This window comes from Pseudomonas sp. BIGb0164 (assembly GCF_024810135.1).
GTDB lineage: Bacteria > Pseudomonadota > Gammaproteobacteria > Pseudomonadales > Pseudomonadaceae > Aquipseudomonas.
Genome location: NZ_JANUEA010000010.1, coordinates 181,844 through 207,277 on the forward strand (window position 1 = coordinate 181,844; position 25,434 = coordinate 207,277).

A 25,434-nucleotide genomic window follows, 5' to 3' on the forward strand; every position below is an offset into this window, starting at 1 on the left:
GTCAACTCGGAGTCAGGGCGTGTTCTCGGTCCGCTGAAGAAATTCGTTCGGCGTCTTCTAGTGAGCGGCGGATGGCCGCCGTCAAGTGTCTTTCAATTTTCCATGGGTCGGTCATAACGGCCAACTCCGGCGCTAGTTGCGCGACGATACCAAGCAGTTGATCGCGTACCAGACGTCCCGCGCCATATGCGCCGTCCTCCACAGCCTTACGTAAAACAAGCGAGCCCTGCTGCTGGTGAAAGTTAGCCTGTTCTTGCAGAGCCAAATAATGCTCACGCATAGCGCGAGACTTCTGAAAGTCAGGCTCATCACCAACTTGCAGCATTGCGGAGCCATCGAGGCTCGGCAATGTAACGACTGCTGTACTGCCCGTAGGCACGTCCTTGGGAGAGCGCTCGCGCTTGTGACGCGCAACAACACCTGCCTTGCTTGGATCACTGGTCATGGACAGCAGCTTTTCGCTCGCGCCAACGTCCACTAATCCGGATTCGTTCAAGACCAGTCGCCTGGACTGAATCAGTTTCCCGACATACTGCCTGGACCATCCCTTCATCTCGCCATACTGCTTGCGAGTCATAAAAGTCATGTGGCCTCCCTTTTGAAACCAGGTCGACCTCGTCAACCAGTCCTGTCAACTAACTCTGTCAACTAACCCGGCAAGGTTGACAGCGATTTTCGGTGGTTTCCTGTCGGTTTTTTCGACGCTCGCTGTCAAATCCTCTTGCGCAAAAAAGGACGCTAACACCAGTGTTTACGGGGGATGAGCGTGGAAAATACCGCCCTCCGGATTACTGATAGCGTTCCCGATGTGGAGAATTTTTTACACGCAAATCCTGTCAACCTGTCAACCGCTGTCAACTAACTTTCAAACCCTGTGGCTAACGTTTTCCCGCGGGTTCTATGCCCCGTGTCCTCCGAAGATCCCCAGGGTCCCCGGCCATCCCATGACGCACCATTCCGGCGCACAGCGAGCTACTGCCCGTTTGCATTACGGCCAACAACGGAGTCATTAACACCGGCTTTTCGTGCCAAGAATTGGGTGTAAAGCCCGCCAGCGACATCAGCGCCGATCACAGCGATCACAATGCCCAGGCCGGCAGCCAGGTAGAGGTTGTTCCAGAGAGCCATTGCAAGCAGCAATGTGGCCATACCCAACAGGCCAGAAGCAAGAAAGCGCAGTGCTACTCGCTGAAGGATTTGGCGAAGGCCCAAATCACTACCAGATGCGCGAAGCATTTCTCCAGACAAACCGGCGAGGCTCAGCAGCACCAACAACCACAGAGGTACATCGGTCAGTGCCTGATGCTCGGAGTTCATCTTGAATCCTCAAATAGGTCGGCCTCCACGTCACTGGCATCCGCTTTAGGCAAGGAGACAGGCGTGGGGCCGAAAACAAAAAAGCCCTGCTCAGTGGCAGGGCTTGAAAACGGGAAGAAAAAACCCGACTCAGTGGCCGGGTTTTGGAGGCGTCTCGCTGCGTTCACAGCAATACACGCTGCTATAAAAACAAATCTATTCCGTGCGGAAAAGCATTATTTTCAATAACCGTTTATTTTCCTAAGGCTGTCACTCCCAGCAGGAGTAATGACGTACCCTCCAGAATCGTTGAGCTCAAGAAAGCCCCTTTTAACAAGTGAGTCGATAGTCTTGAGTGAGTAGGTTTCTAACTCATCTTTTTCGCGCTGAAACTTACTATCTGGGTAAAGAACGTAACCAAGGGAGGCAGAGTTGAGTGCAACACTTTGGATCTCTGTCAGCCTGACCTTGGGCGCCTGTATCGACAATGGCACCGACGGCTGCGCCTGCAACACCTGCTCTAACTCTCCCTCTCTCCAATCACTAGATACGACGGGTGCTGCTTTTTTTCTAGATCGAAGCACCACAACGATAACTACAACCGAAACAATCAACACCACTTTTACATATATATCCATGTGATCATCTCAATGATTAAATTGGGAAATTTGGCTCCACTCGAGCATCCATTTATATTCGTTCTGGCCGACGACTGCATGGAATTCAACCAATAGGCCTTGAATTCATCATCGGCAGTGAACGACCATCAACGATCATTCAAATTTTTATGGTTGCTGATTTTTCCATGCTACCAATTCGGCGGCCATGAGTGCCTCTTGCCGAGTCTGAAGAGTTATTCAAACATGAAATTTTCAAACCTTAAACTAGTCTTTTTGTTCGCTACTATATCGTTGCAATGCGATAGAAAGCGCCCTGCCAAAACTTACAGAGGACAGCAGCTCGCGTAGAGCTTCCTTGAGATCACCTGTGCTTTCGCAGATATATTCCTCTCCCTCAAAAGTTAATGTGCATGGAAAACCATTAATGTGCTGACGCCATTTGGCGATATCAGTGCGGTATTTCTTATCGACAACACCAGTTAGGGCAATCACATCTGACCTTGTATTATCGGTGGCTACACTTTCTGCCAGATGCTTAGCGCCGATCGTTGCGATTCTTGAGCCGATACTCATTGTTCTAGTTATTTTAAGTTTTCCATTTGTATAACTAGAAAGCTCCTTATTTAGCTCGACAAAAACGTCTGCAACAGATTTTAGATTTTGATTCGCCTCTTCAGCTTTCGCCACACCAGACTTTATTGACTCTAAAAATGTCATAGCTGATTCCTTACAAGATGACTCAGTACTGGGTAATGATCAGAAATATCGCTCCAAAGTAATTTGGATTCATTCTGGGGGATATCGCTCACAATTGATCCAGCACATTGAAAGATCCAGTTTTGAAGAAAATGGGAAGAAAATAATATCTGATCATAAACTGCACCTCCACTTCCCTCGATTGCAGAAGCGTGGACGTAAGACCCTGGAGGTAGTGTACCTTCGCGGTACCCCAAGCATCCCCAGTAGGGATTGTAAAAGTAGTGCGGTCGTTTACGCACGAATTCGGCGTCTCGACTTGCACCTATCCCTTTAACTATTGAGTCATGATATGGTTCATCATTGTAGTCGCCAAAAAGAATAATTGGAGCACTCGGACTCTCATCCATAATTTCATTAATTTTATTACGAAGTGCTTGGCCAAGACGAAGACGATTTACGCTGCCCTCTGCAAAAGTCTGCCTGCTTTGCCAATGAGAAAGCCCTACAAATAAATTCTCGCCACTCATAAATTGAAGCTGAGTAAACACACCTGCTTTTAACCAGGTATTACTCAGGGCGTCCCTAATATTGGCGGATTCTAAAGGGATTGCCGTAGAAAATTTCTCGGAGTTATAAATCAAGCAAAAATCGTCAATTGATTTTCCGCCAGAATATAAATCAAGGACTTTGTATCTTGCTAAGTCATAATCCTCTAGCAGCTGCTCCAAATGGCTGACATGAACTCTCGCCACTTCGCACAATCCTAGAATATCTACACCTCGCGCCAGTAGCTCACATACGGTTGCATTGAATCCATCCGTTATCGCGTATTGGGTTGCTCCATTTTTTGGTGGAGATAGCCGACAGTTCCACCAAGCGCACTTTAGCTCCACAAATTCACCCAACGCCCGGAAATATTCAGTAGAAAGCATCGTAGCTTTCCCTCATGAAATACCACCACAGTATATCGTTGAGTGATCTGACTACACCATCAGGGCAACCGCAGGTATGAGCGTTGATGCTCCAAAACGCATCGAATGACCGCCGCTGAGTTAGTTTTGGGTTAAATCTCTCGATTTTATTGGCCTCTCGTGGCGATTTCTGCCTTTCGCGAGGAGCTGCCATGGGCCGTTTTCTGACTCTCACGACGGGCAGAAAACGGCCATAAGTAGACAGTCGGATGATCTCTAGGAAGTCTTGGGCGGTTTAGATAGCAATCAAGAAGGCGTTGCAGAGGTCAAGCCACCGCCCTCATCTCACATACAGCACAATCCACCCAAGCAGCCCCAGCCCTCGCCAACTCACGTGCTTTCCCCTCACTGAGTCCGAAATACTTCCCCACTCGCAACATTGGCCACTTTTCGCCGTAGTACAGCCAAATCACGTCTCCCATCTGTTGATCTCGATGAGTGAGCCTTGCCACAGCATTATCGATAGCTACGGCCCACTCATCAGTTATGCAGTAATTCTTACTAGCTGATACCTGTGCTACCGCCTGCCGCATCAACGCCAAAGTCGGAGACGTGTAGCCGGGCACACCCATCCCGTCCATCCTCCACCAGCCCCACTGCTCAAGTAGGTATTCGGTGTCTCCCAATGGTCGACCTGCCGGCTTACGAATCATCATGCTCTCAATCCCCTGTGAAATTTGTTCCGCCTGCTCCCAAGCGGTTTGGTTGCTCGTATTGGCTCTGTGGCCCTATCGGCGTTGGAGGAGTCCTTAACGCCAAGACTTCGTGCTCTACCTGCTGCAATTTGAAACTCAGCTGGGTGACTAACTCGTCCGAAGAAAGCACCAACTTAGTCCCCTGAACAACCCAACCTGAGCCGTTGCAATCCGAGCAAACCAGCTCATAAAACACCCCTGCTACGACGGCCCTCCCCTTGCAGATCGAGCAAGGTTCAAGCTCGATCCGCTCCCGCTTAAAGCCAGGCCCCTGTTGTTTCTGCACGTTTTAAAACCTCGCCCTTAACAAATTGTGGTTCCGGCTCGCAGCCTCCGCCGTTCAAGGCGTCTACGAGGTTTTGCGAATCTTCATATCTAGCGCCTGTCTGCTCGTGAATCGCCTTGAAGCCACGCGCGTCTAACCAGCCGTGCCACTTCACCAAGGCCAGGCGACGTTGCTCTTTGGCCTGGGTGTTGATGTAGGTAGAGGCGATCTTGCCCAGCGAGTGGTTCAGCAGCATCTCGCCGATGTGGCCGTCGATGCCCAGGTCAGTCCAGGCGGTGCGGGCCACCTTGCGCAGATCGTGACTGGTCCAGGCGCCCTGCCCTAGCCGGGTGAATACGGCACTGGCCTGGTTGTCGCTCAGTGCCTTGCCACGGCGCGCCGGGAACAGGAAAGCGCCTGTGTAGCCCTCGGCAGCCTGGCGGGCACGGTAGCGGCACAGCAGCCCGACAACTTGGTCGGTCAACGGCACCCGAAGCTCGGTCTTGGTCTTGGTGTGCTCGGCCGGCAGGAACCACTCGCGCTCCGGCAGTGCAATGTCAGCCCAGCGTGCCTGGCGGGTTTCGCCAATCCGGGTGCCGTGACAAAGCATCATCAAGGCCAGCATGGCGTCACCTGGTGCACTGTCAAAGCGCTCAGCCAGCAGCGTCACCAGATCCGGCAACTGCACATCGCGCAGGCGTGCGGGCTTGGGTTGGATGCGCGCGGTGGTGAACTGACTGAATTTGAGCTCTGCCACGGGATTGACGGGGATCAGATCGAGCTTGCGCGCCTGACGGAAGGCCATGGCGACAAGGCGGAAAAGCTGTTGCACATACGACAGCGACAGTTCGGCCTGGGCCGGCCACATCAAAAGCTTGTCCAAGGTCTGGGCGTTGACGTCATTGAGCAGCAGCTCATTCAGGCGCGGTTTGAGCTGGCAGCTGATCGCTGACTTGATAGCCGCGCGGCGCTTATCGGAGAGCGCCCGCGACTTGGCCATGCGCACGCCGAACCAGTCGAGCAGCTCACCCACGGTAACCCAACCCGAGACGCTGGCAGCGCCGTCAGCCGCGACACGCAGACGTACCGCAGGGAGCGCGGCTACCACCTGTTTGCTGCTGAGGTCAGGAAAATGGCCGATCAGGTGCCATTGGCGTTTGTGGAGTAAATACCAGGAGCCGCGCGCGCGGTTCTTCAAGTACCGAAAGTGAAGCGCTGGATGACTCGCATCTCGCAGGTCGCGCACATGCTCAAGCTTGGCGTTTCGCGCGATCTCCGCATCCGACAGTTTCACCGTCAGGGTTTGGATTTTGGTGCTCAAGTGATCACCTTCCCTTCTTTGATCAAAATGGCCTGAGTGCGCATGACGCCCTCGGCAAGAAATAGACGGATCTCGTATTTGGTCAGCTGGCCGGGAGCACGCAGGCGCCCGTCTGCGATGTCGTGGCAATACGCGCAGGCCCAAGCGCCCTGAAAGTCATTTGGCTTCAGGCCCATGCCGCAGGTGCCGGCCAGACGGTAGTGCGCGAGGACGGTGGTGGATGAGTCGCAACTACACCCCGGGAACCGAACCTGGCAGTCTCGGTCGCGCGCGGCGTTGGTGAGTTTGCTCACTGGGTCACCCCCGCACGGCGGGCACGCAGCTCGGCCAACGCCCTGTTGCCGACATCCGGGGTCACTTTCGGGGCAGGCTTGGGCAACTCGGCTACCGGTACTGCATTGAGCTTCTCGCCCTGCCAGATGCGGCGGCACTGGTTCAGGTACTGTTTTTCAAAGCTGGCTAGACCTAGCTCGCGCGGCAGAAGCGGCAGGCTGTGGAAGCCCGCGGCGGCGGTCGCGTGATACACGGCCGGGTGATACCACTTCGAGCAACTACGCATAGCGGGATGGCAGTTGCGCAGGGCCTGAGCGTATGCAGATTCAACGCTTGGAAGACCCAAGCCTTCCGGCGCGAAGCACCAACTGACGAAAACGCCGGGGGCCGGGACGAAGGCCGATTTGTTCGCGCTGACGACGCGCATACCGTGATCGATTTGCTCCATTGTGGTGATGCCGGATCGCATGAACTCGCCTAGCCATTCAAGCTTTGAGGCGTTCATCACGGCCTCTGTCGGCCAGGATTGACGCCATGCACCACAAGCGCCGCGCAACCGAAGGAACAGGTCGTCAATTACTGCCCGAGTGGCATCATCAACGACAACTACGGCAGGTGACTGAACTGGCCCTTGGTACGTTGGATCGCATTGGCGGCGGGCAACCAACTGACTTGCCATTACGGGCTTGCTCGATCGGTTCACAGGCGCACCCCCTTCGATGCCCAGTCGCCAGAAGGCGCGTCATCCTCAGTGGATGTTGCCCCCAGGGCGCGCTCACGCTTTATCCAGCCGGCTAGCTTGAAGCACCAGCCGGCAGCGCTATCGACGACCGAGGTTTTGGCGACGAAGAAGCCTTTGAAGCGAGCGATCATGTCTTCAGTTGCGCAATCTTCCGGAAGGCCTGCGATCTTCAATTGCGCTTCGAGGGCGTTGGCGGACGGTACGAACTCAGCGAACATTGCGAACCGCTGACGGTCGTCTTGTGGTTCCAATGCCTGGCGATCCTGCTCCGCGACAACTTCCGAAATCTCGCGCTGCTGCTGCTTTTCGGTTAATTGATGGTTAATTGATGTATTGGGTGCAGTGGCTGCACCCCGCTCTGTCGTAGGCTGCACCCCGTTCTGACCATGGCTGCACCCCGATGCATCTTCACGGGGTGCAGCTACTGCACCCCGCTTGATCATCAGGTCATAAACCACCGGGCGGCGGTCATGACGATCAATGTAAACCGCGGCCAGAGCTTGATTGCCACGAACGATGAGCCCGACCTCCTCCAACAGATCAAGCTTGATTCGTATCGTGCGCTCGGAAAGTCCTGTGTCATCGGTGAGCGTTTTGGCTGACGGAAAAGCCCCAGCACCGTTTGAGCCTGCGTAGTTGGCCAGGCACAGCAGCACATGCCGAGCGCTGGAGTCTTTGAGGGTTTGCACGGGCAGCGAGAGCGCCCATGACATAGCTTGAACACTCACAGCGAGTTCCCTTGGGTATTGTGTATTGGTGCGGCGGTAAGACGTATGTGTCGCGACACGTTTTGATACCCGACTGAAAGTGTCGCGACATGAGGGGTATTGCCAGAGATAGGTATCGTGCTCATAACGGCCCCACAATGTTTTACAAGTTGTTGAAAGTGCCGGGTTGCAGCCCGGCTTTTTTGTGCCTGTAATTCAGCGCCCTCGTACCGTCCCTCTTCGCCGCTTCGCCTCTTTCAAAACCCACTGGATAAAACTCCAGCGACTTCAGGTTTCCTACTTCGCGGACCGGCTTGGGGCGATACTGGTTACACGGATTGGCGGATAGAGATCTCGCTTAGTCGACCATCTCGGCCCAGGGGAACGACGGACAAAGGAACTCTTTTTTGAAAGCACCTCCGGTCACCGCCTCCGCTCGCTTGGCTACCACTGGAGACATACCGTGCTTCCCGCGAACCCAACCGGAAACGGTGCTTTGATCAACCTTGAGCTTTTCAGCGGTGACATCTTGAGTGCCAATGAAGGCAACGAGGTCTCTGTAAATAGTGTTCATGCTGCCCCTCCATACGGGAATACCCATATAGTAAATTATGGGAATACCGATTTGCAAGGATATGGGAGCACCCGTAATACTCGCGGAATGGAATTCAAAGACCGTTTAAAGACAGCGCGCCGGCACGCCAAGCTCAACCAAGGCGAATTGGCCGCTAAAGCTGGTATCACGCAGACGTCAATTTCTGACCTTGAGCGTGGAAAATCGAAAGCCACCGCGCACGTCGTGAAGATCGCCGATGCTTGCGGCGTGAGCGCCAAATGGCTCTCCGATGAGATCGGACCAATGCTGGCTCCGGGGTCGAGTGCAGGCTCTGCGGAATCGAACATCTCAATTGCCGCCCAGCCCAGCAAATCATTCCGCTACCCGGTAATTAGCTGGGTTGCCGCCGGCTCCTGGGCGGAGGCCGTGGAACCCTACCCGGCCGGCTTCTCGGATAGCTATGAGTTCTCGGAATACGACTCTAAGGGCACAGCGTTCTGGCTGAAGGTTAAAGGTGACTCGATGACGGCGCCCGCCGGCCAGAGCATCACCGAGGGCACGCTGATCCTGGTGGACACTGAAGCTGAGGTTGCACCAGGTAAGCTCGTTGTGGCCAAACTACCGGACAGCAATGAAGCAACGTTCAAGAAACTGGTTAGCGATGGCGGCCGATTGTTCCTCAAGCCGCTGAACCCCAGCTACCCGATCGAGGCTGTGGACGAGAACTGCCGAATCGTAGGCGTAGTTGTGCAGGCGCTGCAGAAGTTTTACTGATTCTTTCCCGGGGATGACCTACGCCCCTCACCAAACCAAACCAGCAGATGCGCCGCTATCTGAAAGCTGGCTGCAGCTTTAACAACCGAGCATGGAATGCATTCAATGAGTGATGTTGTTGTCGTTGATGGACCTGAATCCTTCTTGGCTGCTTTGGACCGCATGGATCTTCTCGGCGAATCCTTCCCAATTTTCAGCGGCTGGCCTAAATTCGATGTAAAGGTCGAAGGCGATCGCTACAAGGGCACGCTGACCCCCAAGCTAATGGCGGGGATCATTGAATTTCAGGACCAACTGCTGCGCACTTATGCCGAGATTCGCTATGGTTCTTCATCTATTGGTAAGCTGAGCGCTGCCGATAAGGCAGATCTTGAGATAGTCTTAGCGATCACGAAGGGAAGCACCAATGGGCAAGGTCCGCTCGATGAAGTCCTTAACAAAATCATTTCGGCACTGCCCATGAACAAGATGAGCGGAGGCAACGTCACAGCCCTGCTAATCATTGCCGTGTTGTGCTTAGCGGGCTACATGGTCTTTTCGGGCTGGAACCAGTCGGACTTGGAGAAGGCTAAAATTGCCAGCGTGGAACGACAATCGACTACGCAGGCAATGCTAATGAGTAAGCTGGCTGACGCGCTAGCCTCTAAGAATCTGCCGCCCGAGGCAGTTGCTATTAAGGATAGAGCGGCCGAAGGATACAGGGCTATCGTAGCTGGTGCTCCGGACGCCACATCGATGGATATCCAAGGTGAGCATTTCAACGCCGATGAGCTAGAAAAGATAAGGACGCAGGAGCCGCAGCCGAAGAGCCGCCAAGAGCGCAGGGAAGACGTTTACATCGACATGGTGAAGCGTCACCCGGACTATCTGTCTTTGACCCTGAGGCTACCAGGATCAAATTACACTTTCCCAGGCCGAGTTGACCTGTCTAAATTTGATCAAGGAAAGGTCAATCAACTATTTGACTCACTTCGCGATTCTAGCCCTATTCGCCTCTTCCACTATTCGTCCGAACAAAAGAACCGAATCCTGAGAACGGATGTGATTGCCGTTGACGACATCACATTCAGCCAGGCCAAATCCGCGCCGTAGCTGCTTGATGTTTCAGAAAAAAGCCCGCCATCGTGCGGGCTTTTTGTTATCTGTTAGAAGGCTCGCCCCGAAAAAATATGCACTTATGCATAAAACTTCCTGCTGCCCTATTGCCAATACATGTCAGCACAAATACTGTTCTTACATACAGTATTTGCAAGGAGCAAAGCATGATCCACGCCCCCTACCCCACACCTAATCCGAGAAATTCCTACGAGCTTGTAGGCCGCCGCCTGCAGGGTCTAATTGCCTCTCCTCGGGTCCAGAGGATTCAGTTGGTCGAGGTTTCCCGGCGCGACGATGAAAGCCCTGAAGCCTGGCGCCAGGTCATCCAGGATATCGGCGACACAGCTGGCATCAAGATCGAGCACCTGGATGGCGGTGCCGTCAGGATCGGCTGGCGCGAGTACTGCGATTCGTAAGTGAGCTCGCCAGTGAACAGGCTTTTTATCGCCTCCTATTAAATATATGGGAATACCCATTGACGAAAAATATGGGATTGCCTATATTCGCATCCAGGCCAGCAATTAACACCGCCGGCCAGCCGCGAAAGCTGCGCCGTTCTTTAACAGTCAGGGCAATACAGAAACACCAACAGACCGCATTGCCTCTACCGGCGACCGGCGATCAGACGGGTCAGATAGCCCGCCCACGACAGGAGAACCCTGTACGGCTGATCGACAGCGAAACGCTGGAACCGTGCGAATGACCTGGCAAGCAATGCGCCCCGCAAATCCCAGCGGCAGAAGGGAGATCCAACTGAACAGAATTAGCGCTCTGAGCCTCGGCTATGAGGAGCGCCGGACCTCATGTGGTGTGCCGAACAAACTACCCAGGCACAGGGCTGTACACCGCATGTTGTAGATACCCAATGACCACGCCGGCAACGTTGCTGATCCAGCCGGAGTGACCAGGGAAGCCCACCGCCGCACACAGCTACCGAAACCTGCCATCAGCAGCGGGAAATAGGCACAAGCAACACGCACCGCTGACGCAACAACCCCGGCCTGTCGCCAGTTGCGAGGTCGGGGGTTTCACCGATAGTCCTTGGCAACAGGGACTAACGGGAAACCAACCGAGGGTCACCAAGATGGAAGTAACAATCATCAACGGTTCATGGAAAGGCCACCTCGGACGTGGCCTTGCGCCGCGAGAGCTTCAGTTCCTGCTTTGGATTGCTCAGGGCTTCACCTCGAAAGAGATCGCCCGGGAGGCAGGTATTGAGGCTGGTACCGTGAAGAAGCGCCTGACCAATGCGATGTTCAAGTTGGGCGTTACAAAGCGCACCGCTTTGGTGGCCGAGGCTATGCGCCGGCAAATCATCTCGCCGATGTGCTTCGTCCTGGCGGCGCTAATCGCCATGCACGCAATGATCGGTGACGAGTCGATGCGTCGTGATCGCCGGGTGCCGGAACGCCGTACAGCGCAAGTCCGGATGGTACGCCGCGCCGAACAACCTGTGCTGCTCGCCTAATTCAAACCTCAAGGGAAAACACATGCCTCCATCTATGCAGGAACGCACCGAAGGACTTGCGGCACTCCGTGTCCGCGCAACAATCGCCACTAGCGCGATGTACGCCATGATCGGCAAGGAGCAGCCCGTACAAGAGGTTCGCTTCCAGGTAATCAATAAGGGCGCCGGCGCCTACCACGTCGTCGAGCGCTCCACCGGCAAGGTCATGGGCATGTGCTTCACCTGGAAAGCTGCGGTCATCCGCGCCCAGGTACTTGAGGCTCGCGCCGACGGCAAGAACATCAACATCGAGGGATGGTCCCAGTGATCAGCGTAATCCGATGAGGCGCATCAGTAAGGTCACCGCCGCGCGGCGCCGGCCGACATGGCTGGCACTGCCAGCAAGTGGAATAGAAGAGGTAGGCCATGGCCGAGGAAGAGCAGCAGCAGCCGACGGCAGAAGCCCTGAAGCAGCGCCGCAAGCGGGAAAAGGCGAACGAGAAGAACGCTGCATTAGGCGTCGAGAAATTTACGGTTGAGATCGCTGGCGTATTCAAGGCCGACCTCAAGCGCCTGATGAAGCAGCACGGATTCAACAATCAGCAGGAAGTGTTTCAGAACCTACTGCGCAACGTGATCGCCGCCGACTTCGAAACAGCGGCGCAGATGCTTAAGTGTGTCACAACACCTTTTGTCGTTACCGAAAAAGTGTCGCAGCTCATTCGGGCGGCAGGCTTGAAGTCACTCGCCCAAGATCCGCCAGAGCCTGATGACGAAATTGAAAGGCCCATGTACCCAGGTCAGCCGCAAAAAACTTCGCGAGAAGCGGATAAAGCCTGACCCCTTAGAACTTATCCTTTAAGTGGAACAGGTAGTTAACAGCGGCAACTTTTTGATGCGGGTCACCCCGCTCCTTGCTATTCATAATCGCGAGGTGCGCCTCTTCAAACACGCTGTATGCAGACGCTTTCATTTCGTTCGACCTAAGGACTGCCATCAGCAAATGTTCTAGTGCGTCAATCTGGGCTTGATTTGTCATATATCTCACCTTGGTCCGGCTCCATGCCGGTCACCCGTAATACCCATATCAGAGAAATTGTCTGCTCAGTCGCAAACTTTTCGCCCTACGTGCTCGGATATCGGAGTAGGTCTTCATCAGCAGTGCTCAGAACCGGAACGTGATCCAACCTAGGCATTGACTTTAGTGCATGCCGAGTTGCGAGAACGTCGAAAACACGTCCTCGTTGAATCGCGAGCAAGGATCGACTGACCCGGAAGACTTTGCAGTCAGGACAGTCAAGCTCGAGATAATCGCCATAAGTAGGATTTACTTTCGCTGGCGATCCACAAACCAAGCATTCCATGTTGCCTCCTTGAACGTGTTGAGTGCCGGTCACCCGTAATACCCCATATCAACGAATCACGCCAGCGGGCCGGTGATCCCCTCGTACTCGGCAATCTCGCTATGAATCACAGGGACTTTTACACCAAGATCGTGTTGCTCTCTGATCCATTGCTGCATCGCGGTGGTGCGGAGCCACTGGCCACGATCAAGAATTCGCATAACAGTACCGGTGACTTCAAAGGCGCCACAGTCAGCGCAATCGAATCGCGCCCGATCGACGTCGCGGGCTGTTTCCGCCTCAGGCGTCTGACAAACCAAGCATTCCATACGACCTCCTTTTCAATTGTTCGCAAACTATACCCGCGAGGCCCCCCTATGTCCGCACAACAGACCGACGAAAAGAAACTCGAACGCGCGATCCGCAAGATCAAGCACTGCCTCGCACTGGCCCAAAGCGCCAACGAGAACGAAGCGGCGACGGCTCTTCGGCAGGCTCAGGCACTGATGCGGGAGTACCGGCTGACTGAAATGGATGTGAAGTTGAGCGATGTTGGTGAGGTTGAGTCCGCCCTCTTCCGAACCAAACGGCGACCAGCATGGGATCAGCAGCTCAGCATCGCTGTAGCAGAAGCCTTCAGCTGCACAACCCTACGGCGCAGGACATGGAGTTCTGCGAAAGGCCAGGTCATTGAATGCGCAACATTCGTCGGAGTGTCTCCCGCCCAGAACATCGCCCTTTACGCGTACGAGGCACTGCACACGAAGCTAACCCAGGCGCGGAAAACCTATTGCTCAGAGGTCAGATCCGGAGTTCATCGCAGTCAGTATTCGGCAGAAACAGCCGGCGATCACTTCGCATTGGCTTGGGTTTGGGAGATTCAGTCAAAGCTGAAAGCGCTTGTGCCTCAAGGCGACGATGACCCTCTCGGGCACCCCGCCACCGGCCATGACCTTGTTGCGATTCAGGCTCAGGACAAAGCGCTGATTAGCGAATATCTCGCCACCCAGGAAATCGGGAAATCGAGAAAAGGAAAGTCCGTTGAGTTGGATCTGAACGCCCAGATCGCCGGGATGCTGGCCGGGAGCAAGGTCCAACTGCACGCTGGAATTGTACGCGGCGGCCAAGACATTCTCGCCCTATCCGCTACCGCATGAACTCACGACCATCAATGATCCGGCCCCTACCGAAAAGGATCCCTCATGCTCAAAGCAATTGACCTGTTTTCCGGCTTCGGCGGATGGACCCGCGGCGGAAAGGATGCTGGACTCAACGTCCTCTGGGCCGCCAACCACTGGCCCGCCGCGGTTGAGTGGCACACCAGGAACAACCCGGACACGCAGCACGTCTGCCAGGACTTGCATCAGGCTGACTGGTCGCGGGTTCCAAAGCATGACGTGATGCTGGCCTCTCCGTGCTGCCAGGGCCACGCAAAGGCTCGCGGTAAGGCCGCGGGCAACCCGCAGCACGACAACTCGCGCTCGACCGCCTGGGCACCGGTGGCGAACGCAGAGGTAAATCGCCCCGACTTCGCCATCATCGAGAACGTCCCGGAGTTCATGGACTGGATCTTGTACCCGGCCTGGGCCGACGCGATGCAGCGCCTGGGCTATTCGCTTGCACCGCATATCGTGGACTGCGCCGACCTCGGTGTGCCTCAGCATCGTGTGAGACTGTTCATGGTCTGCTCCCGCAGCAAAGCGCCGCTGCACCTGCAGCTCCAGCAGCACCGGCATGTGCCGGCCAGCGAAATTATCGACTTCAACGCCGGCAAGTGGTCGCCAATCATCAAGCCAGGGCGGGCCGAATCCACGCTGGCCCGCGTGAAGAATGGCCGGGAGCGATTCGGCGAACGGTTTGTGATGCCCTATTACGGTTCAGGTTCCGGACTCACCGGCCGTAGCCTGGACCGCCCGATCGGCACCATCACCACCCTGGATCGATGGGCCGTGGTCGACGGTGACCGGATGCGCATGATCACCGCCGACGAGGCAATGGTCGCGCAGTCATTCCCGAAAGACACGCTGCGCCCGGAAAACCACCGGCTGACCATGCACATGACCGGAAACGCGGTTCCGCCATTGGCTGGTCGTCGAATAATTGAGGCGCTAATGAAAGCTTGCTGATTAGCTAGAGAGCCTTACCGCTTCCGCAAAAGGATGACCAAATCTAGGCTGGACTTTCCTTAAACCATAAAACTCATGACTTACTGTTCCGTTATTTTTTGTATAACTAAGAGTAGCCTTTCTTAGCTCAGAAACACTCAGCAGCCTTTCAGGCACTTCAATTTCAATTTCTTCGCTCGCAAAAACCTCCTTATACATCAAAATTATTTGCTCAGAATCAGAGGCGGAAAATATAACACTCAACGCTCGACATCTGGGCCCGGTGTTAATCAGTACAAAAGTAGCGATATTCTCAGGGCCTTTAGTGACCATATACTTAAATTTGAAACCAGTATGTGGCTCACAGTTACTTTCGTTAAGCTGTTTCTCATACTTTGCTGCATCTATCGCAGTGCGTAGCTGTTCCTTCGATACATCAACCATAGCTGACTGCTGCTGCACTGACGCCCTTAATTCTTCTGCTTGCATCTTCAGCGCCTCTGTCCCTTGCCGAAGTTCTACGCCCTGTTGGAAAAACCCCAATACGAGCCAGAGAATAGCTAAAGGTCCAAACACACCTGCTAAAAAATCCCCTACTTCATTTAGCCCCATTGTTTGCAGGGATTGAATCCTCCCCCCCACTAACCACCAAACAAAAAACAAATAAACCACTGTTACAACAATACCCACTATCGCCAGAACACGCCCCATTACACATTCGCCTCGAAATTTTTTTACCAGTTTACCGCATATAGACGCGAGGACTCCCCATGCCTACAGAAAACCGCAAGCCAGATATTCGCAGCATCGTTACCGACTCGCTCGTCAGCATGGTCGCTGCTGTTACTCGAACCACGCCGCCAGCTAACGAGCCGCTACCATCATTCATCCAGGCGCCTGTTGATCGGGCAGTTGACCGCATCAAGTCGTTCCTGCTGCCCGGCGTCACTCTGCAGACCGCCCGCGCCAACCGCGTGTACGTCGCCGGGCCTATGACCGGCATCGCCGACTTCAACTACCCGGCATTCAACGCCGTGGCTGACCAACTCCGCGCCCAAGGCTACGAAGTCGAGAACCCGGCAGACCGCGGCATCGTCGAGGGTGCACAGTGGGCAGAGTATATAGCCTACGACTTGACGCGCTTGGGCTTGTGCGGCGTGATCGCCCTGCTGCCCGACTGGGAAAAGTCGCAAGGCGCCAAGCTGGAAGTCCTGATCGCCGAACGCCTCGGAATGACAGTTGTGAATTCCGGTGATCTGGTAACGAGGGAGGCTGTATGAGTAAGCGCGCGATTCACTACGACGACTGGGACGGCGGGATAGAGGCCGACCAGGATCACCCTGAAACTCTGTTCTGCGGCACCGATATTGGAGACCCCGAGATGTCGCCCAACAAGGACCGTGTTACCTGCAAGCGCTGCCTGAAAATCCTGGCAGCAGCAAAGGCTGATCGGGCTCTTGAGGATCAGAAGTACAAGGCCGACCTGTACGACGAGGTTTGGCAGAAAGCCAGGGACATGGGGTTTTCGAATGTGACCATGGCCCTTTCGAACCTGGCTGAGCATCCCGCGCCGGTAGCAGTGGTGCCGGAGTTGACCACCGAACTTCGCTGGATCTTGGGGCAGATGTGCTTCCAGCACATCCACACCGCCCAGGCACTACGCTTGATGGGCCACCAGATAGCCAGGAAGGCCGAGGACGAACAGGCCGTAACTATTTACTGGATGCTCAGCCACTACCTGAAAGACCCTGCCAACTGGCGCCGGAACGCTTCTGCCGAGCTGAAAGAGTCAGCTCCAGCCGAATAGGAGTACATCCGTACTCCTAAAATGCAAGGAGGGCTGTTTACTCGGGCGTTGCGTACAAATGGCTCACGCAAGTACCGCAAACTTTCCTTCCAAGTTTGGCAGCCTTGGTTCTAGCCACATCTTCGCTCCGGCAGCTTTCGTTGATGTTGTCCGTATCCTTGTGCACGACCTTTCTACAGATTGATTCGGTTTGGTTACGGCATTGCAAGGGATCTGTTGTAAGCAGTTTTCCCTCAAAAATGTGGTGTTCTTCAGAATCTTTCCGTTTCCGTATTGAGTAAGTGATCATTCCGTAATCTCGATTGATGATGGCGGTGTGCCACACTCAATCATGCCTAGATACATTAATTATTAATACCCCTCCCCCTTCAAAGTCAGCCGCTGTAGCGAAAAGTATGAAGGTGCTTGAGGGGTTCGGTTAAATCGGAAGAGGTGACCGGCAGGCCAAGGCGTTGAGTTAGTAGCCCAGAGGAAGGGAGTTGTTTAACTCGCCGCAAAATGCGACAGCCTACCGATCAATGCCCACAGCAAGAGGGCCCGCTCCAACGGAGTAATAGAGCGTCTGCAGCGCAGCACCCCAACAACGAATATCTGAAATTCATGCGCGACATATCATTTCTAGCACATCCCACGGCCTCGTGTAGGCCGATTTTAATAAACCCCTCCCCCTTCAAGTCAGCCGCTATAGCGGCAAGGATACCTATGCGCCTGAAGAAAGCTGAGCGTGAAAAAGTGCGCCTGAAGTACGGCGGGCACTGCGCCTACTGCGGTGTGGTGCTGGGTGACCGGTGGCACGCCGACCACTTGGCGCCGGTAGTGCGCGAGCTGCTTTCAAAGCAGACCGCCGCCGGCACCTGGAAGCTGGTGTCGGGCAAGCCGCTCCGGCCTGAGCATGACGTGCCGGAGAACATGATGCCGGCCTGCGCGCCCTGCAACATCAGCAAGGGAGGCCAAACCCTGGAAGGCTGGCGCAGCTGGATCTCAAGACACGTCGAGTCGCTGAACAACTACACCCCAATTTACCGCCTGGCCAAGGCATATGGCCTGATCGCCGAGACAGGCGCGCCGGTGGTTTTCCACTTCGAAAAGGAGCAGCAGCCATGATCGCCACCCTCTGGTTCGCCTACGTGTTCATCTACAAGGGGCCAAAGCCATGAAGCGGCTCTTCCGCCGCAAGGTAGAGGCCTGGCTGATACTGATAGCCGCCAAAATCTTGAGCGGCCGAAACGTCCACCGATCCCCCGTTGTATCCCGTCGCGACAACAATCAAATGTTTGAAATAGCCGGGGAGCTCGAAGATATCGCACAGCGCATCAGCAAGAGCTACCCCTAACCCCAATCCCCTAAATGCCTGCCGGTGAGCGGCGGGCTAGGTATTCCTATGCCTGAAATGACCTACGAACAAAAGCTGGTCGATTACGCGACAGCGCCCAAAGCCACTGCCGGGATCATCAGCCAGATCGAGAACGGCAACTTCGTCAATCACTGGTGCGGGAAGCTGCGCGGAAAGTTCGTGCAAGTCGGTCCGACCTGGAAGGCATCCACCAGGCAGCAAGCGCTGGAATCTGCGCGACTGTTCCGGGCGCAATGCCGGGACGAAGCCAAAGCGAAAGGCCTTCTCCCGACCTAACCCACCCACTACTGCCCAGCGCGGCAAGGACACCAAATGGAAAGTATCAAGACAGAGCGGCCCAGTACGGGCGGCGGGAGGTAGTTATGCAAGCAGAGATCCTCTCGGACGAAGAGCTCGCCGAGATTACCGGCTACAAGCAGCGCGCTCATCAGCGCAAATGGTTGAAAGACAGAAACTGGATATACATCGAGAGCCGTGGCGGCCGGCCGCTGGTGGGCCGGATGTTCGCCCGCATGAAGCTCGGCATGGTCAATGCCGCGATCGCAGATCCAAACCCGCCGCCGCCGGCCCGCCCGGCTTGGACGCCCGACTTCTCCAGAGTGAACTGATATGCGCCCCCGGAACACGGAAAATAGGGACTTGCCGCCTGGAATGGTGCGGCGCAAGCGCCCAAGGAAAAACGGGAAGGTCTGGATCGGCTACTACTATCGGGACTCTAACGGCAAAGAGATCCCTTTAGGCACGGACTTGAGCAAAGCCCGTCTGAAATGGGCCGAGCTGGAGGCCAAAGAAAAGCCTGCTGATCTGACAACGATGAAGGGCATCTTCGACCGATACGTGCGTGACGTCATCCCAAAAAAGGGGGAGCGGACCCAGAAGGACAACATGGCCGAACTGAAACAGCTTCGCCCAACCTTTGATGAGGCCCCCATCGATTCAATTACGCCTTTCAACATCGCGGGTTACCGAGATGCCCGCTCAGCGAAGGTTCGTGCCAACCGTGAGATCGCCCTTCTCTCCCACGTTTTCAACATGGCTAGGGAATGGGGCCTGACTGAGCGGGAGAACCCATGTCAGGGCATAAGGAAGAACAAGGAGGCGCCGCGCGACTATTACGCCAATACGGCTGTCTGGGACGCCGTCTACGCCGTTGCTGAACAAGAACTGAAGGAAGCCATGGACCTGGGCTATTTGACCGGGCAGCGGCCTGCTGACGTGCTGATCATGCGCAGCGACGATACCGAGGGTGATTACTTCCTGGTAACGCAGGGCAAGACCGGGCAGAAGCTCAGAATCTTGATGCGTACGGATGCAGGGGAGAACAGCTTGGGGAGGCTAGTCAGGGAAATTGGCGAAAGGAATGCCGGGCACCCGTCCAAATACCTGTTGATCAACAAGCATGGAAAGCGGATGACAAAGGGGATGTTGCGCTTGCGCTGGGACAAGGCGCGTGAAAAAGCTCAGCAGAACGCCATCGAAAAAGGCGACCCGCTGCTCGCGGCCAAAATTGGAAGGTTTCAGTTCCGCGACATCCGGCCGAAGGCGGCCTCGGAAATCATCGATATCGGTGATGCAAGCCTGCTGCTGGGACACAGCAAACAGGAAATCACAAAGAGGGTTTACAGGAGGATCGGGGCGACCGCGAAACCCTCCAAATAGGCAAAGTTTCGGAACTCCTACCCGAAAGTTTCGGAACCCCTGCAAAAAGCAGCTGAAACCTTCTCAAACCCCAGATACGAAAAAGCCCCGACTAATCGAGGCCTTATCGTTTAATTTGGCGGGAAACCAGGGATTCGAACCCTGGAGACGCTATTAACGTCCGCCGGTTTTCAAGACCGGTGCATTCAACCACTCTGCCAATTTCCCTTGTGCATCACAGGATTATAGTAGCCTATCCCGTCTCAGCGGGCGCCATAATACCCGAATGAAACACACTGTCAAACTCTCGCCATAACTTGTTACAGAGCGTCTGTTATGATCTTTGCGACTGAACGTTTCAAAACTGAAGGAGTGTCGCCATGCGCGAACAGAATTACGCAGTGAATGGTAACGCGCAGGCTGAGCAGCTTGAAGTCAGCCGCGTGTTGCGCAATACGTACGGCTTGCTCGCCCTTACCCTCGCATTCAGCGGCGTGATGGCGTATGTGGCGCAACAGATGCGCGTCGGCTACCCGAATATCTTTGTCGTGCTGATCGGTTTCTACGGCCTGTTCTTCCTCACCAACAAACTGCGTGACTCGGCCTGGGGCCTGGTGTCGGCGTTTGCCCTGACCGGCTTCATGGGCTTCATCCTCGGCCCGATCCTCAACCGCTACCTCGGCATGGCCGGCGGCGCGGAAGTGGTCAGCTCGGCATTCGCCATGACCGCCCTGGTGTTTGGTGGTCTGTCGGCCTACGTGCTGATCAGCCGCAAGGACATGAGCTTCCTGGGCGGCTTCATCACCGCGGGCTTCTTCGTGTTGCTGGCGGCCGTCGTAGCCAGCATGTTCTTCCAGATCAGTGGCCTGCAGTTGGCGATCAGTGCCGGTTTCGTGCTGTTCTCCTCCGTGTGCATCCTGTTCCAGACCAGCGCCATCATCCACGGCGGTGAGCGTAACTACATCATGGCAACCATCAGCCTGTATGTATCGATCTACAACCTGTTCATCAGCCTGTTGCAGATCTTCGGCATCATGAGCCGTGATGACTGATTGCTAGCGACATAAAAAAAGCCCCGCATCGAGAGATGCGGGGCTTTTTTATTGCCCAGGGATCAGTACTGGTTGGGCTCCATCTCCAGCTCGACCTTGAAGCGTTCAGCAATATCCCGCTGAATACGCTGGGCCAGGTTGGCGATGTCATGCCCGGTGGCCGTGCCGTAGTTGACCAGCACCAGTGCTTGCATCTTATGCACGCCGGCATCACCGTCACGAAAGCCCTTCCAGCCGGCCTTGTCGATCAGCCAGCCGGCCGCAAGCTTCATCTGCCCATCCGCCTGGGGGTACGCCACCAGGTCGGGGTACAGGCTTTGCAGCTCGGCGGCCAGCACCTGGGACACCAGCGGGTTCTTGAAGAAGCTCCCCGCATTGCCCAGCTCGGCAGGGTCCGGCAGTTTTTCGCGGCGGATGCTGCAGATGGCCCGACTGACATCACTGGGTGTCGCGTCCGTAATGCCCTGCCCGGCCAGGCGCTGCTGCACTGGGCCGTAATCGAGCTTGAGGTGGCTGGCGCGGCTCAAGGCAAAGCGCACCCGCAGGATCAACCAGCGCCCGGTCTCGTGCTTGAACAGGCTGTCGCGGTAGGCAAACTGGCACTCTTGCAGGCTGAAGTCGCGCAATTCGCCCGTCTGGCGATCCAACGCGGTCAGGCCGGCGAATACGTCCTTGATCTCCACACCGTAGGCGCCGATGTTCTGCATCGGTGCAGCGCCCACCGTGCCGGGGATCAGGCTGAGGTTTTCCAGGCCGCAGAAACCGTGTTCCAGGGTCCACAGCACAAACGGATGCCAGGCCTCGCCCGCTTCCGCCTCGACGACCACCTGGAGGCCATCGTCGTGCAGCACGCGGATTCCCTGGGTGGCCATGCGCAGCACCAACGCCGGGATATCCTGGGTGAGCAGCAGGTTGCTGCCGCCGCCGATCACCAGCAGCGGCAACGCGTGGGCAGCGGCGTACGCTAAGGCTTCACGCACATCGGCGTCGCTGTGGGCTTCGGCAAACATCTGCGCGCGCACATCAATGCCAAAGCTGTTGAACGGCTTGAGCGACACTTGCGCCCGCACCTGCAAGGTCATAACCGCCCCTTCAATTCGATGACCAATGAATCACAGGCCTGCTCGATCAGGTCCAGGACCCGCTCAAACCCTTGCTCACCTTCGTAGTAAGGGTCTGGCACTTCATCCACTTCGCCTTCATAGCGACGCAGGAACAGATCCAGCTCGGCCTTGCCCTGCCCCGGCTGCAATGCCTTGAGGTTGCGCAAGTTGCTGTTATCCATCGCCAGGATCAGGTCATAACGCGCAAAGTCGGCGCGAGAAACCTGCTGTGCACGTTGAGCCGACAAGTCATAACCGCGCACCAGCGCCGCACGTTGGCTGCGCTGGTCCGGTGGGTTGCCCACGTGCCAGTCACCTGTACCGGCCGACGCGACGTCGACCTGCCCCGCCAAACCCGCTTCGCGCAATTTGTGGCGCAACACACCCTCGGCAGTCGGCGAGCGACAGATGTTGCCCAGGCAGACAAACAAAACCTCCATCAGGCCCCCAGCAGGCGACGGACGCGCTCAAGGTCTTCCGGGGTGTCGACACCGGCCGGCGGCGCTTCCAACGCGTCGCCCACATGGATACGCACGCCATGCCACAGGGCCCGCAACTGCTCCAGGGACTCGGTATTTTCCAGCCAGCACGGGCCCCAGCTGACGAAGTCATGCAGGAAACCGGCGCGATAGGCGTAGATCCCGATGTGGCGACGATAGGGCACGCCCTCGGGCAGTACGTCGCGGCTCTTGGCGAACGCGTCCCGCGCCCACGGCAGCGTCGAGCGGCTGAAGGTCAGCGCCAGACCGTTGATGTCGCTGACCACTTTCACCACGTTCGGGTTGAACAGGGTGTCGATGTCTTCGATGGGTTCGGCCAGGGTCGCCATGCGCGCTTCGCCATGGGCGGCCAGGTTGGCGGCCACCTGGTCGATCACGCTCGGCGGGATCAACGGCTCATCACCTTGCACATTGACCACGATTGCGTCCGGCGCCAGGCCCAATTGTGTCGCCACTTCGGCCAGGCGGTCAGTGCCCGAGTTATGGTCTTCACGGGTCAGCACGGCTTCAGCACCAAAGCTTTGGCAGGCCTCGATGATGCGCGGGTCATCGGTGGCCACCACCACCCGCTCGGCGCTGCTTTTGCAGGCCTGTTCCCACACCAGCTGAATCATCGGCTTGCTGCCGATCAACTGCAGCGGTTTGCCCGGCAAACGGGTGGAGGCATAGCGGGATGGAATGACAACGGTAAAGGCGGTGGTCATTTATCCAGACGCTCATCGGTGGTCAGGGTACGGGCTTCGCTTTCCAGCATGACCGGAATGCCATCACGGATCGGGTACGCCAGGCCGGCGCCTTTACTGATCAGCTCGGTTTTATCGGCGCTGAGCTTGAGCGGGCCTTTGCAGATCGGGCAAGCGAGGATGTCGAGCAGTTTGGTGTCCATGAGTGTTTCCTGGAAAGAAGCGTTTAAGGCAAAAGACGGGCAGGCAGCAGGCGCATCAGCTGCGTGTCGAACCAGGCGACAAACGCCGGCGACGGCAGCGCATCCACTGCAAGGTACCACCAGTCGGGCCTGGCAAAGGCGCGGCACTTCACCGCGTCCTTTTCGGTCATGACCAGCGGCAATGACGGTGAAAAATTCAAGACCTCGGCGCTAAACGCCGCGTGATCGGCGAACGCGTGGGGTATCGGCCGCCAGTGTAGCGTTTCAAGGGTATTGAAGAAACGTTGCGGGTTGCCGATGCCCGCCACCGCGTGCACCTGCTGGCCGGCAGGAAAATGGTCGACTGGCTGGCGCTCGCCGGTCTTGACGTTGATCAGCGCCGTGGGCAGCAGGCGAAAGGCAAAACCATCGTCACGGTCGGCGCCGGCGCCGTTGTAGAGCAGCGCATCGACGCTTTGCAAGCGCTCCACCGGTTCGCGCAGCGGCCCGGCCGGCAGGCAGCGGCGGTTGCCGAGGCCACGGGCGGCGTCGATCAGCACCAGTTCAAGGTCGCGAGCCAGACGGTAGTGCTGCAGGCCATCGTCGGAGAGGATCAGGTCCAGGGGTTCACTGGCCAGCAGCGCACGGACGGCGCGGCTGCGGTCGGGGTCAATCATCAGCGGCACGCCGCTGCGCTGCACGATCAACGACGGCTCGTCGCCAGCCACCTCGGCGCTGTGGCTGGCCTCGACCCGCCACGGCAAGTGCGGCGGCTTGGCGCCATAACCCCGGCTGACCACGCCCACGCGCAAACCGCTGCGCTGGCAGTGTTCGATCAACCACAGGATCAGCGGCGTTTTGCCGGTGCCGCCCACGGTGATATTGCCCACCACCACTACCGGCACCGGTGACTGGTAGATCGACCCCTCGCCGGCCAGGAAGCGTGCACGCTTGCGTTGCACCACGTGGCGATACAGGGATTCCAGCGGCCGCAGCAGCGTGAGCGCCGGATGGCCTTCGTACCAGGCCTTGAGGAAACGATCGGACATGGCCATCAGGGTTGGCTCGCCGCCTCGACGGTGGTCATGCGCAAATGGCTGAAACCGAGCTTGCCGGCCGCGTCCATTGCCGTGATCACCGCTTGATGCTGGGTCTTGCCGTCGGCACTGATCGACAGCAGCATCTTGGTATCGCCGCCGGATTCTTTCTGCAAGGCGTCCATCAGGCTGGTGAGGTCGTTTTTCTCCAGCAGGTGGTTATTCACCGAATACACACCGTCGGCGCTGATGGCGATGTCCAGTTGCTTGACCTCCTGGTCCTCGGCGGGCGAGCCACTCACCGCTTCCGGCAGGTCGACCCGCAGTTCGGTTTGCCGGGTAAAGGTGGTGGTAACGACAAAGAACAGCAGCAGGATAAACACCACGTCGATCAGCGACGCGAGGTTGATATCAACGTTTTCCCGTTGCTTGCGGCGAAATTTCACGCTTTGCCCTCGACCAGGTCCACATCACGGTCGCCCTGCACCACCTCAACCAGCTTGATGGCTTCTTGCTCCATGCCCACCACCAGCTCATCGATGCGCCGTTGCAGGAAGCGGTGGAAGAACACCGACGGAATACCCACCATCAGGCCCGCAGCCGTGGTGATCAGCGCCTTGGAGATACCACCGGCGAGCACCGCCGCGTTGGTGGTCATGCCCGAGCCCATGAACGAACTGAAGATGTCGATCATGCCCAGCACCGTGCCCAGCAAACCCAGCAGCGGCGCCATGGCGGCGATGGTGCCGAGGGCGTTGATGTAGCGCTCCAGCTCATGGATGACCCGGGCGGCGGCCTCTTCGATGCACTCCTTCATGATCTCGCGACCGTGCTTGGAGTTGGCCAGGCCCGCGGCGAGGATTTCCCCCAGGGGTGAATTGGCGCGCAGTTCCTTGAGTTTGTCCTTGTCCAACTGTTTGTTCTTGATCCAGGCCCAGACCTGCCCCAGCAAATGCTCAGGCGTGACGCGGCTGGCGCGCAGGGTCCACAGGCGTTCGGCAACGATGCCGAGTGCGGCGATGGAGCTCAAGATGATCGGCAACATCATCCAGCCGCCGGATTTGACCAATTCCCACACAGTGAATGTCCCCTCGAAAAAGTGCGCCACTTTACCATATAGGTTCGCTGGCTGGGTTTGTCGGCCACAGGCCCGCCCGTCGCAGTAC

Annotated in this window: 37 protein-coding genes and 1 tRNA gene; 16 read left to right on the top strand and 22 right to left on the bottom strand. The window is 56.5% G+C overall.

Annotation, left to right across the window (positions count from 1 at the left end):
• Window position 1: 1 nt before the first annotated feature.
• From M2394_RS24765 to M2394_RS24820, 11 genes are all read right to left on the bottom strand, one after another.
• Window positions 2-586 (bottom strand): terminase small subunit, encoded by a 585-nt coding sequence (locus M2394_RS24765; protein WP_259174930.1) that lies wholly within the window; start codon window positions 584-586, stop codon window positions 2-4.
• Between the two features lie 386 nt (window positions 587-972).
• Window positions 973-1,317, bottom strand: coding sequence for a phage holin family protein (locus M2394_RS24770; RefSeq protein WP_259174931.1), 345 nt, complete (start codon window positions 1,315-1,317; stop codon window positions 973-975).
• Window positions 1,318-1,538: 221 nt separating this feature from the next.
• Window positions 1,539-1,934 carry a hypothetical protein gene (locus M2394_RS24775; protein ID WP_259174932.1) on the bottom strand — a complete coding sequence of 132 codons (396 nt, stop codon included), beginning with the start codon at window positions 1,932-1,934 and terminating at the stop codon, window positions 1,539-1,541.
• A 246-nt stretch (window positions 1,935-2,180) separates the two neighbouring features.
• Window positions 2,181-2,633 (bottom strand): hypothetical protein, encoded by a 453-nt coding sequence (locus M2394_RS24780; RefSeq protein WP_259174933.1) that lies wholly within the window; start codon window positions 2,631-2,633, stop codon window positions 2,181-2,183.
• The gene (locus tag M2394_RS24785) at window positions 2,630-3,547 is read right to left on the bottom strand and encodes an endonuclease/exonuclease/phosphatase family protein (protein WP_259174934.1); all 918 of its coding nucleotides are present in this window, start codon (window positions 3,545-3,547) and stop codon (window positions 2,630-2,632) included. Before M2394_RS24785 ends, M2394_RS24780 begins: the two co-directional genes overlap by 4 nt.
• 305 nt (window positions 3,548-3,852) lie before the next feature.
• Window positions 3,853-4,242: an antiterminator Q family protein gene (locus M2394_RS24790; RefSeq protein WP_259174935.1), complete on the bottom strand. Its 390-nt coding sequence runs from the start codon at window positions 4,240-4,242 to the stop codon at window positions 3,853-3,855.
• A 296-nt stretch (window positions 4,243-4,538) separates the two neighbouring features.
• On the bottom strand, window positions 4,539-5,867 hold the full coding sequence (locus M2394_RS24800) for a site-specific integrase (RefSeq protein ID WP_259174937.1): 1,329 nt from the start codon (window positions 5,865-5,867) through the stop codon (window positions 4,539-4,541).
• Entirely contained in the window at window positions 5,864-6,160 is a 297-nt protein-coding gene (locus M2394_RS24805; protein WP_259174938.1) for a DUF1364 domain-containing protein, read from the bottom strand. Before M2394_RS24805 ends, M2394_RS24800 begins: the two co-directional genes overlap by 4 nt.
• Complete coding sequence (locus tag M2394_RS24810; RefSeq protein WP_259174940.1) at window positions 6,157-6,819, bottom strand: replication protein P; 663 nt, start codon at window positions 6,817-6,819, stop codon at window positions 6,157-6,159. Before M2394_RS24810 ends, M2394_RS24805 begins: the two co-directional genes overlap by 4 nt.
• Window positions 6,820-6,839: 20 nt before the next feature.
• Window positions 6,840-7,595, bottom strand: a complete 756-nt coding sequence (locus M2394_RS24815) for a helix-turn-helix domain-containing protein (protein ID WP_259175046.1) — start codon at window positions 7,593-7,595, stop codon at window positions 6,840-6,842.
• 352 nt (window positions 7,596-7,947) lie between these two features.
• Window positions 7,948-8,163: a helix-turn-helix domain-containing protein gene (locus tag M2394_RS24820; protein ID WP_259174941.1), complete on the bottom strand. Its 216-nt coding sequence runs from the start codon at window positions 8,161-8,163 to the stop codon at window positions 7,948-7,950.
• Window positions 8,164-8,250: 87 nt separating this feature from the next.
• Between M2394_RS24820 and M2394_RS24825 the strand changes: the two genes are divergently transcribed.
• The 6 genes from M2394_RS24825 (at window position 8,251) to M2394_RS24850 (ending at window position 12,304) form a co-directional block, all read left to right on the top strand.
• Window positions 8,251-8,919: a LexA family transcriptional regulator gene (locus M2394_RS24825; protein ID WP_259174942.1), complete on the top strand. Its 669-nt coding sequence runs from the start codon at window positions 8,251-8,253 to the stop codon at window positions 8,917-8,919.
• Window positions 8,920-9,024: 105 nt separating this feature from the next.
• The gene (locus M2394_RS24830; RefSeq protein WP_259174943.1) at window positions 9,025-10,011 is read left to right on the top strand and encodes a hypothetical protein; all 987 of its coding nucleotides are present in this window, start codon (window positions 9,025-9,027) and stop codon (window positions 10,009-10,011) included.
• Window positions 10,012-10,181: 170 nt separating this feature from the next.
• Window positions 10,182-10,433, top strand: coding sequence for a DUF1654 domain-containing protein (locus M2394_RS24835; RefSeq protein WP_259174944.1), 252 nt, complete (start codon window positions 10,182-10,184; stop codon window positions 10,431-10,433).
• A gap of 668 nt (window positions 10,434-11,101) precedes the next feature.
• Window positions 11,102-11,485 (top strand): response regulator transcription factor, encoded by a 384-nt coding sequence (locus tag M2394_RS24840; protein ID WP_259174945.1) that lies wholly within the window; start codon window positions 11,102-11,104, stop codon window positions 11,483-11,485.
• Window positions 11,486-11,507: 22 nt separating this feature from the next.
• Window positions 11,508-11,792 (top strand): hypothetical protein, encoded by a 285-nt coding sequence (locus M2394_RS24845; protein WP_259174946.1) that lies wholly within the window; start codon window positions 11,508-11,510, stop codon window positions 11,790-11,792.
• Between the two features lie 98 nt (window positions 11,793-11,890).
• Window positions 11,891-12,304, top strand: coding sequence for a hypothetical protein (locus tag M2394_RS24850; protein ID WP_259174947.1), 414 nt, complete (start codon window positions 11,891-11,893; stop codon window positions 12,302-12,304).
• A gap of 4 nt (window positions 12,305-12,308) precedes the next feature.
• Here the strand turns inward: M2394_RS24850 and M2394_RS24855 are convergent, their stop codons facing one another.
• Both M2394_RS24855 and M2394_RS24860 read right to left on the bottom strand, forming a co-directional pair.
• Entirely contained in the window at window positions 12,309-12,503 is a 195-nt protein-coding gene (locus M2394_RS24855; RefSeq protein ID WP_259174948.1) for a hypothetical protein, read from the bottom strand.
• 381 nt (window positions 12,504-12,884) lie between these two features.
• Window positions 12,885-13,136 carry a hypothetical protein gene (locus tag M2394_RS24860; protein WP_259174949.1) on the bottom strand — a complete coding sequence of 84 codons (252 nt, stop codon included), beginning with the start codon at window positions 13,134-13,136 and terminating at the stop codon, window positions 12,885-12,887.
• 48 nt (window positions 13,137-13,184) lie between these two features.
• Here M2394_RS24860 and M2394_RS24865 point away from each other — a divergent pair, with 48 nt between their 5' ends.
• Entirely contained in the window at window positions 13,185-13,964 is a 780-nt protein-coding gene (locus tag M2394_RS24865; protein ID WP_259174950.1) for a DUF2786 domain-containing protein, read from the top strand.
• Window positions 13,965-14,009: 45 nt separating this feature from the next.
• Window positions 14,010-14,933 carry a DNA cytosine methyltransferase gene (locus M2394_RS24870; protein ID WP_259174951.1) on the top strand — a complete coding sequence of 308 codons (924 nt, stop codon included), beginning with the start codon at window positions 14,010-14,012 and terminating at the stop codon, window positions 14,931-14,933.
• Here M2394_RS24870 and M2394_RS24875 read toward each other — a convergent pair whose 3' ends face one another.
• Window positions 14,934-15,623 carry a hypothetical protein gene (locus tag M2394_RS24875; protein WP_259174953.1) on the bottom strand — a complete coding sequence of 230 codons (690 nt, stop codon included), beginning with the start codon at window positions 15,621-15,623 and terminating at the stop codon, window positions 14,934-14,936.
• Between the two features lie 59 nt (window positions 15,624-15,682).
• On the opposite strand from M2394_RS24875, the gene M2394_RS24880 reads away from it, so the two are divergent.
• The 7 genes from M2394_RS24880 (at window position 15,683) to M2394_RS24910 (ending at window position 19,732) form a co-directional block, all read left to right on the top strand.
• Complete coding sequence (locus tag M2394_RS24880; RefSeq protein ID WP_259174955.1) at window positions 15,683-16,192, top strand: DUF4406 domain-containing protein; 510 nt, start codon at window positions 15,683-15,685, stop codon at window positions 16,190-16,192.
• Window positions 16,189-16,719: a hypothetical protein gene (locus M2394_RS24885; RefSeq protein WP_259174956.1), complete on the top strand. Its 531-nt coding sequence runs from the start codon at window positions 16,189-16,191 to the stop codon at window positions 16,717-16,719. The genes M2394_RS24880 and M2394_RS24885 overlap by 4 nt, the downstream gene beginning before the upstream one ends.
• Before the next feature lie 702 nt (window positions 16,720-17,421).
• Window positions 17,422-17,823: an HNH endonuclease gene (locus M2394_RS24890; protein ID WP_259174957.1), complete on the top strand. Its 402-nt coding sequence runs from the start codon at window positions 17,422-17,424 to the stop codon at window positions 17,821-17,823.
• A 49-nt stretch (window positions 17,824-17,872) separates the two neighbouring features.
• Window positions 17,873-18,052: a hypothetical protein gene (locus M2394_RS24895; RefSeq protein WP_259174958.1), complete on the top strand. Its 180-nt coding sequence runs from the start codon at window positions 17,873-17,875 to the stop codon at window positions 18,050-18,052.
• 48 nt (window positions 18,053-18,100) lie between these two features.
• Window positions 18,101-18,349, top strand: a complete 249-nt coding sequence (locus tag M2394_RS24900; RefSeq protein ID WP_218646907.1) for a hypothetical protein — start codon at window positions 18,101-18,103, stop codon at window positions 18,347-18,349.
• Window positions 18,350-18,435: 86 nt separating this feature from the next.
• Window positions 18,436-18,681, top strand: coding sequence for a DUF4224 domain-containing protein (locus M2394_RS24905; RefSeq protein ID WP_178918760.1), 246 nt, complete (start codon window positions 18,436-18,438; stop codon window positions 18,679-18,681).
• A 1-nt stretch (window position 18,682) separates the two neighbouring features.
• Entirely contained in the window at window positions 18,683-19,732 is a 1,050-nt protein-coding gene (locus M2394_RS24910; protein ID WP_259174960.1) for a tyrosine-type recombinase/integrase, read from the top strand.
• A 116-nt stretch (window positions 19,733-19,848) separates the two neighbouring features.
• Here the strand turns inward: M2394_RS24910 and M2394_RS24915 are convergent.
• Window positions 19,849-19,939, bottom strand: a tRNA-Ser gene (locus M2394_RS24915).
• Window positions 19,940-20,091: 152 nt separating this feature from the next.
• Here M2394_RS24915 and M2394_RS24920 point away from each other — a divergent pair.
• Window positions 20,092-20,763, top strand: coding sequence for a Bax inhibitor-1/YccA family protein (locus M2394_RS24920; RefSeq protein ID WP_003192030.1), 672 nt, complete (start codon window positions 20,092-20,094; stop codon window positions 20,761-20,763).
• Between the two features lie 62 nt (window positions 20,764-20,825).
• Here M2394_RS24920 and murB read toward each other — a convergent pair whose 3' ends face one another.
• From murB to M2394_RS24955, 7 genes are read right to left on the bottom strand one after another with little or no spacing between them, the layout of a single operon-like run.
• On the bottom strand, window positions 20,826-21,845 hold the full coding sequence (murB, locus tag M2394_RS24925; RefSeq protein ID WP_259174962.1) for a UDP-N-acetylmuramate dehydrogenase: 1,020 nt from the start codon (window positions 21,843-21,845) through the stop codon (window positions 20,826-20,828).
• Window positions 21,842-22,306 carry a low molecular weight protein-tyrosine-phosphatase gene (locus M2394_RS24930; RefSeq protein WP_176995518.1) on the bottom strand — a complete coding sequence of 155 codons (465 nt, stop codon included), beginning with the start codon at window positions 22,304-22,306 and terminating at the stop codon, window positions 21,842-21,844. Before M2394_RS24930 ends, murB begins: the two co-directional genes overlap by 4 nt.
• On the bottom strand, window positions 22,306-23,070 hold the full coding sequence (gene kdsB, locus M2394_RS24935; RefSeq protein WP_178918764.1) for a 3-deoxy-manno-octulosonate cytidylyltransferase: 765 nt from the start codon (window positions 23,068-23,070) through the stop codon (window positions 22,306-22,308). Before kdsB ends, M2394_RS24930 begins: the two co-directional genes overlap by 1 nt.
• A complete protein-coding gene (locus tag M2394_RS24940) occupies window positions 23,067-23,252 on the bottom strand; it encodes a Trm112 family protein (RefSeq protein WP_003174668.1) in 186 nt (61 codons plus the stop codon). The genes kdsB and M2394_RS24940 overlap by 4 nt, the downstream gene beginning before the upstream one ends.
• A gap of 23 nt (window positions 23,253-23,275) precedes the next feature.
• Window positions 23,276-24,286 (bottom strand): tetraacyldisaccharide 4'-kinase, encoded by a 1,011-nt coding sequence (lpxK, locus tag M2394_RS24945; RefSeq protein WP_259174965.1) that lies wholly within the window; start codon window positions 24,284-24,286, stop codon window positions 23,276-23,278.
• Window positions 24,286-24,714 (bottom strand): biopolymer transporter ExbD, encoded by a 429-nt coding sequence (locus tag M2394_RS24950; protein WP_259174966.1) that lies wholly within the window; start codon window positions 24,712-24,714, stop codon window positions 24,286-24,288. Before M2394_RS24950 ends, lpxK begins: the two co-directional genes overlap by 1 nt.
• The gene (locus M2394_RS24955; RefSeq protein ID WP_176995514.1) at window positions 24,711-25,346 is read right to left on the bottom strand and encodes a MotA/TolQ/ExbB proton channel family protein; all 636 of its coding nucleotides are present in this window, start codon (window positions 25,344-25,346) and stop codon (window positions 24,711-24,713) included. The genes M2394_RS24950 and M2394_RS24955 overlap by 4 nt, the downstream gene beginning before the upstream one ends.
• Window positions 25,347-25,434 lie beyond the last annotated feature (88 nt).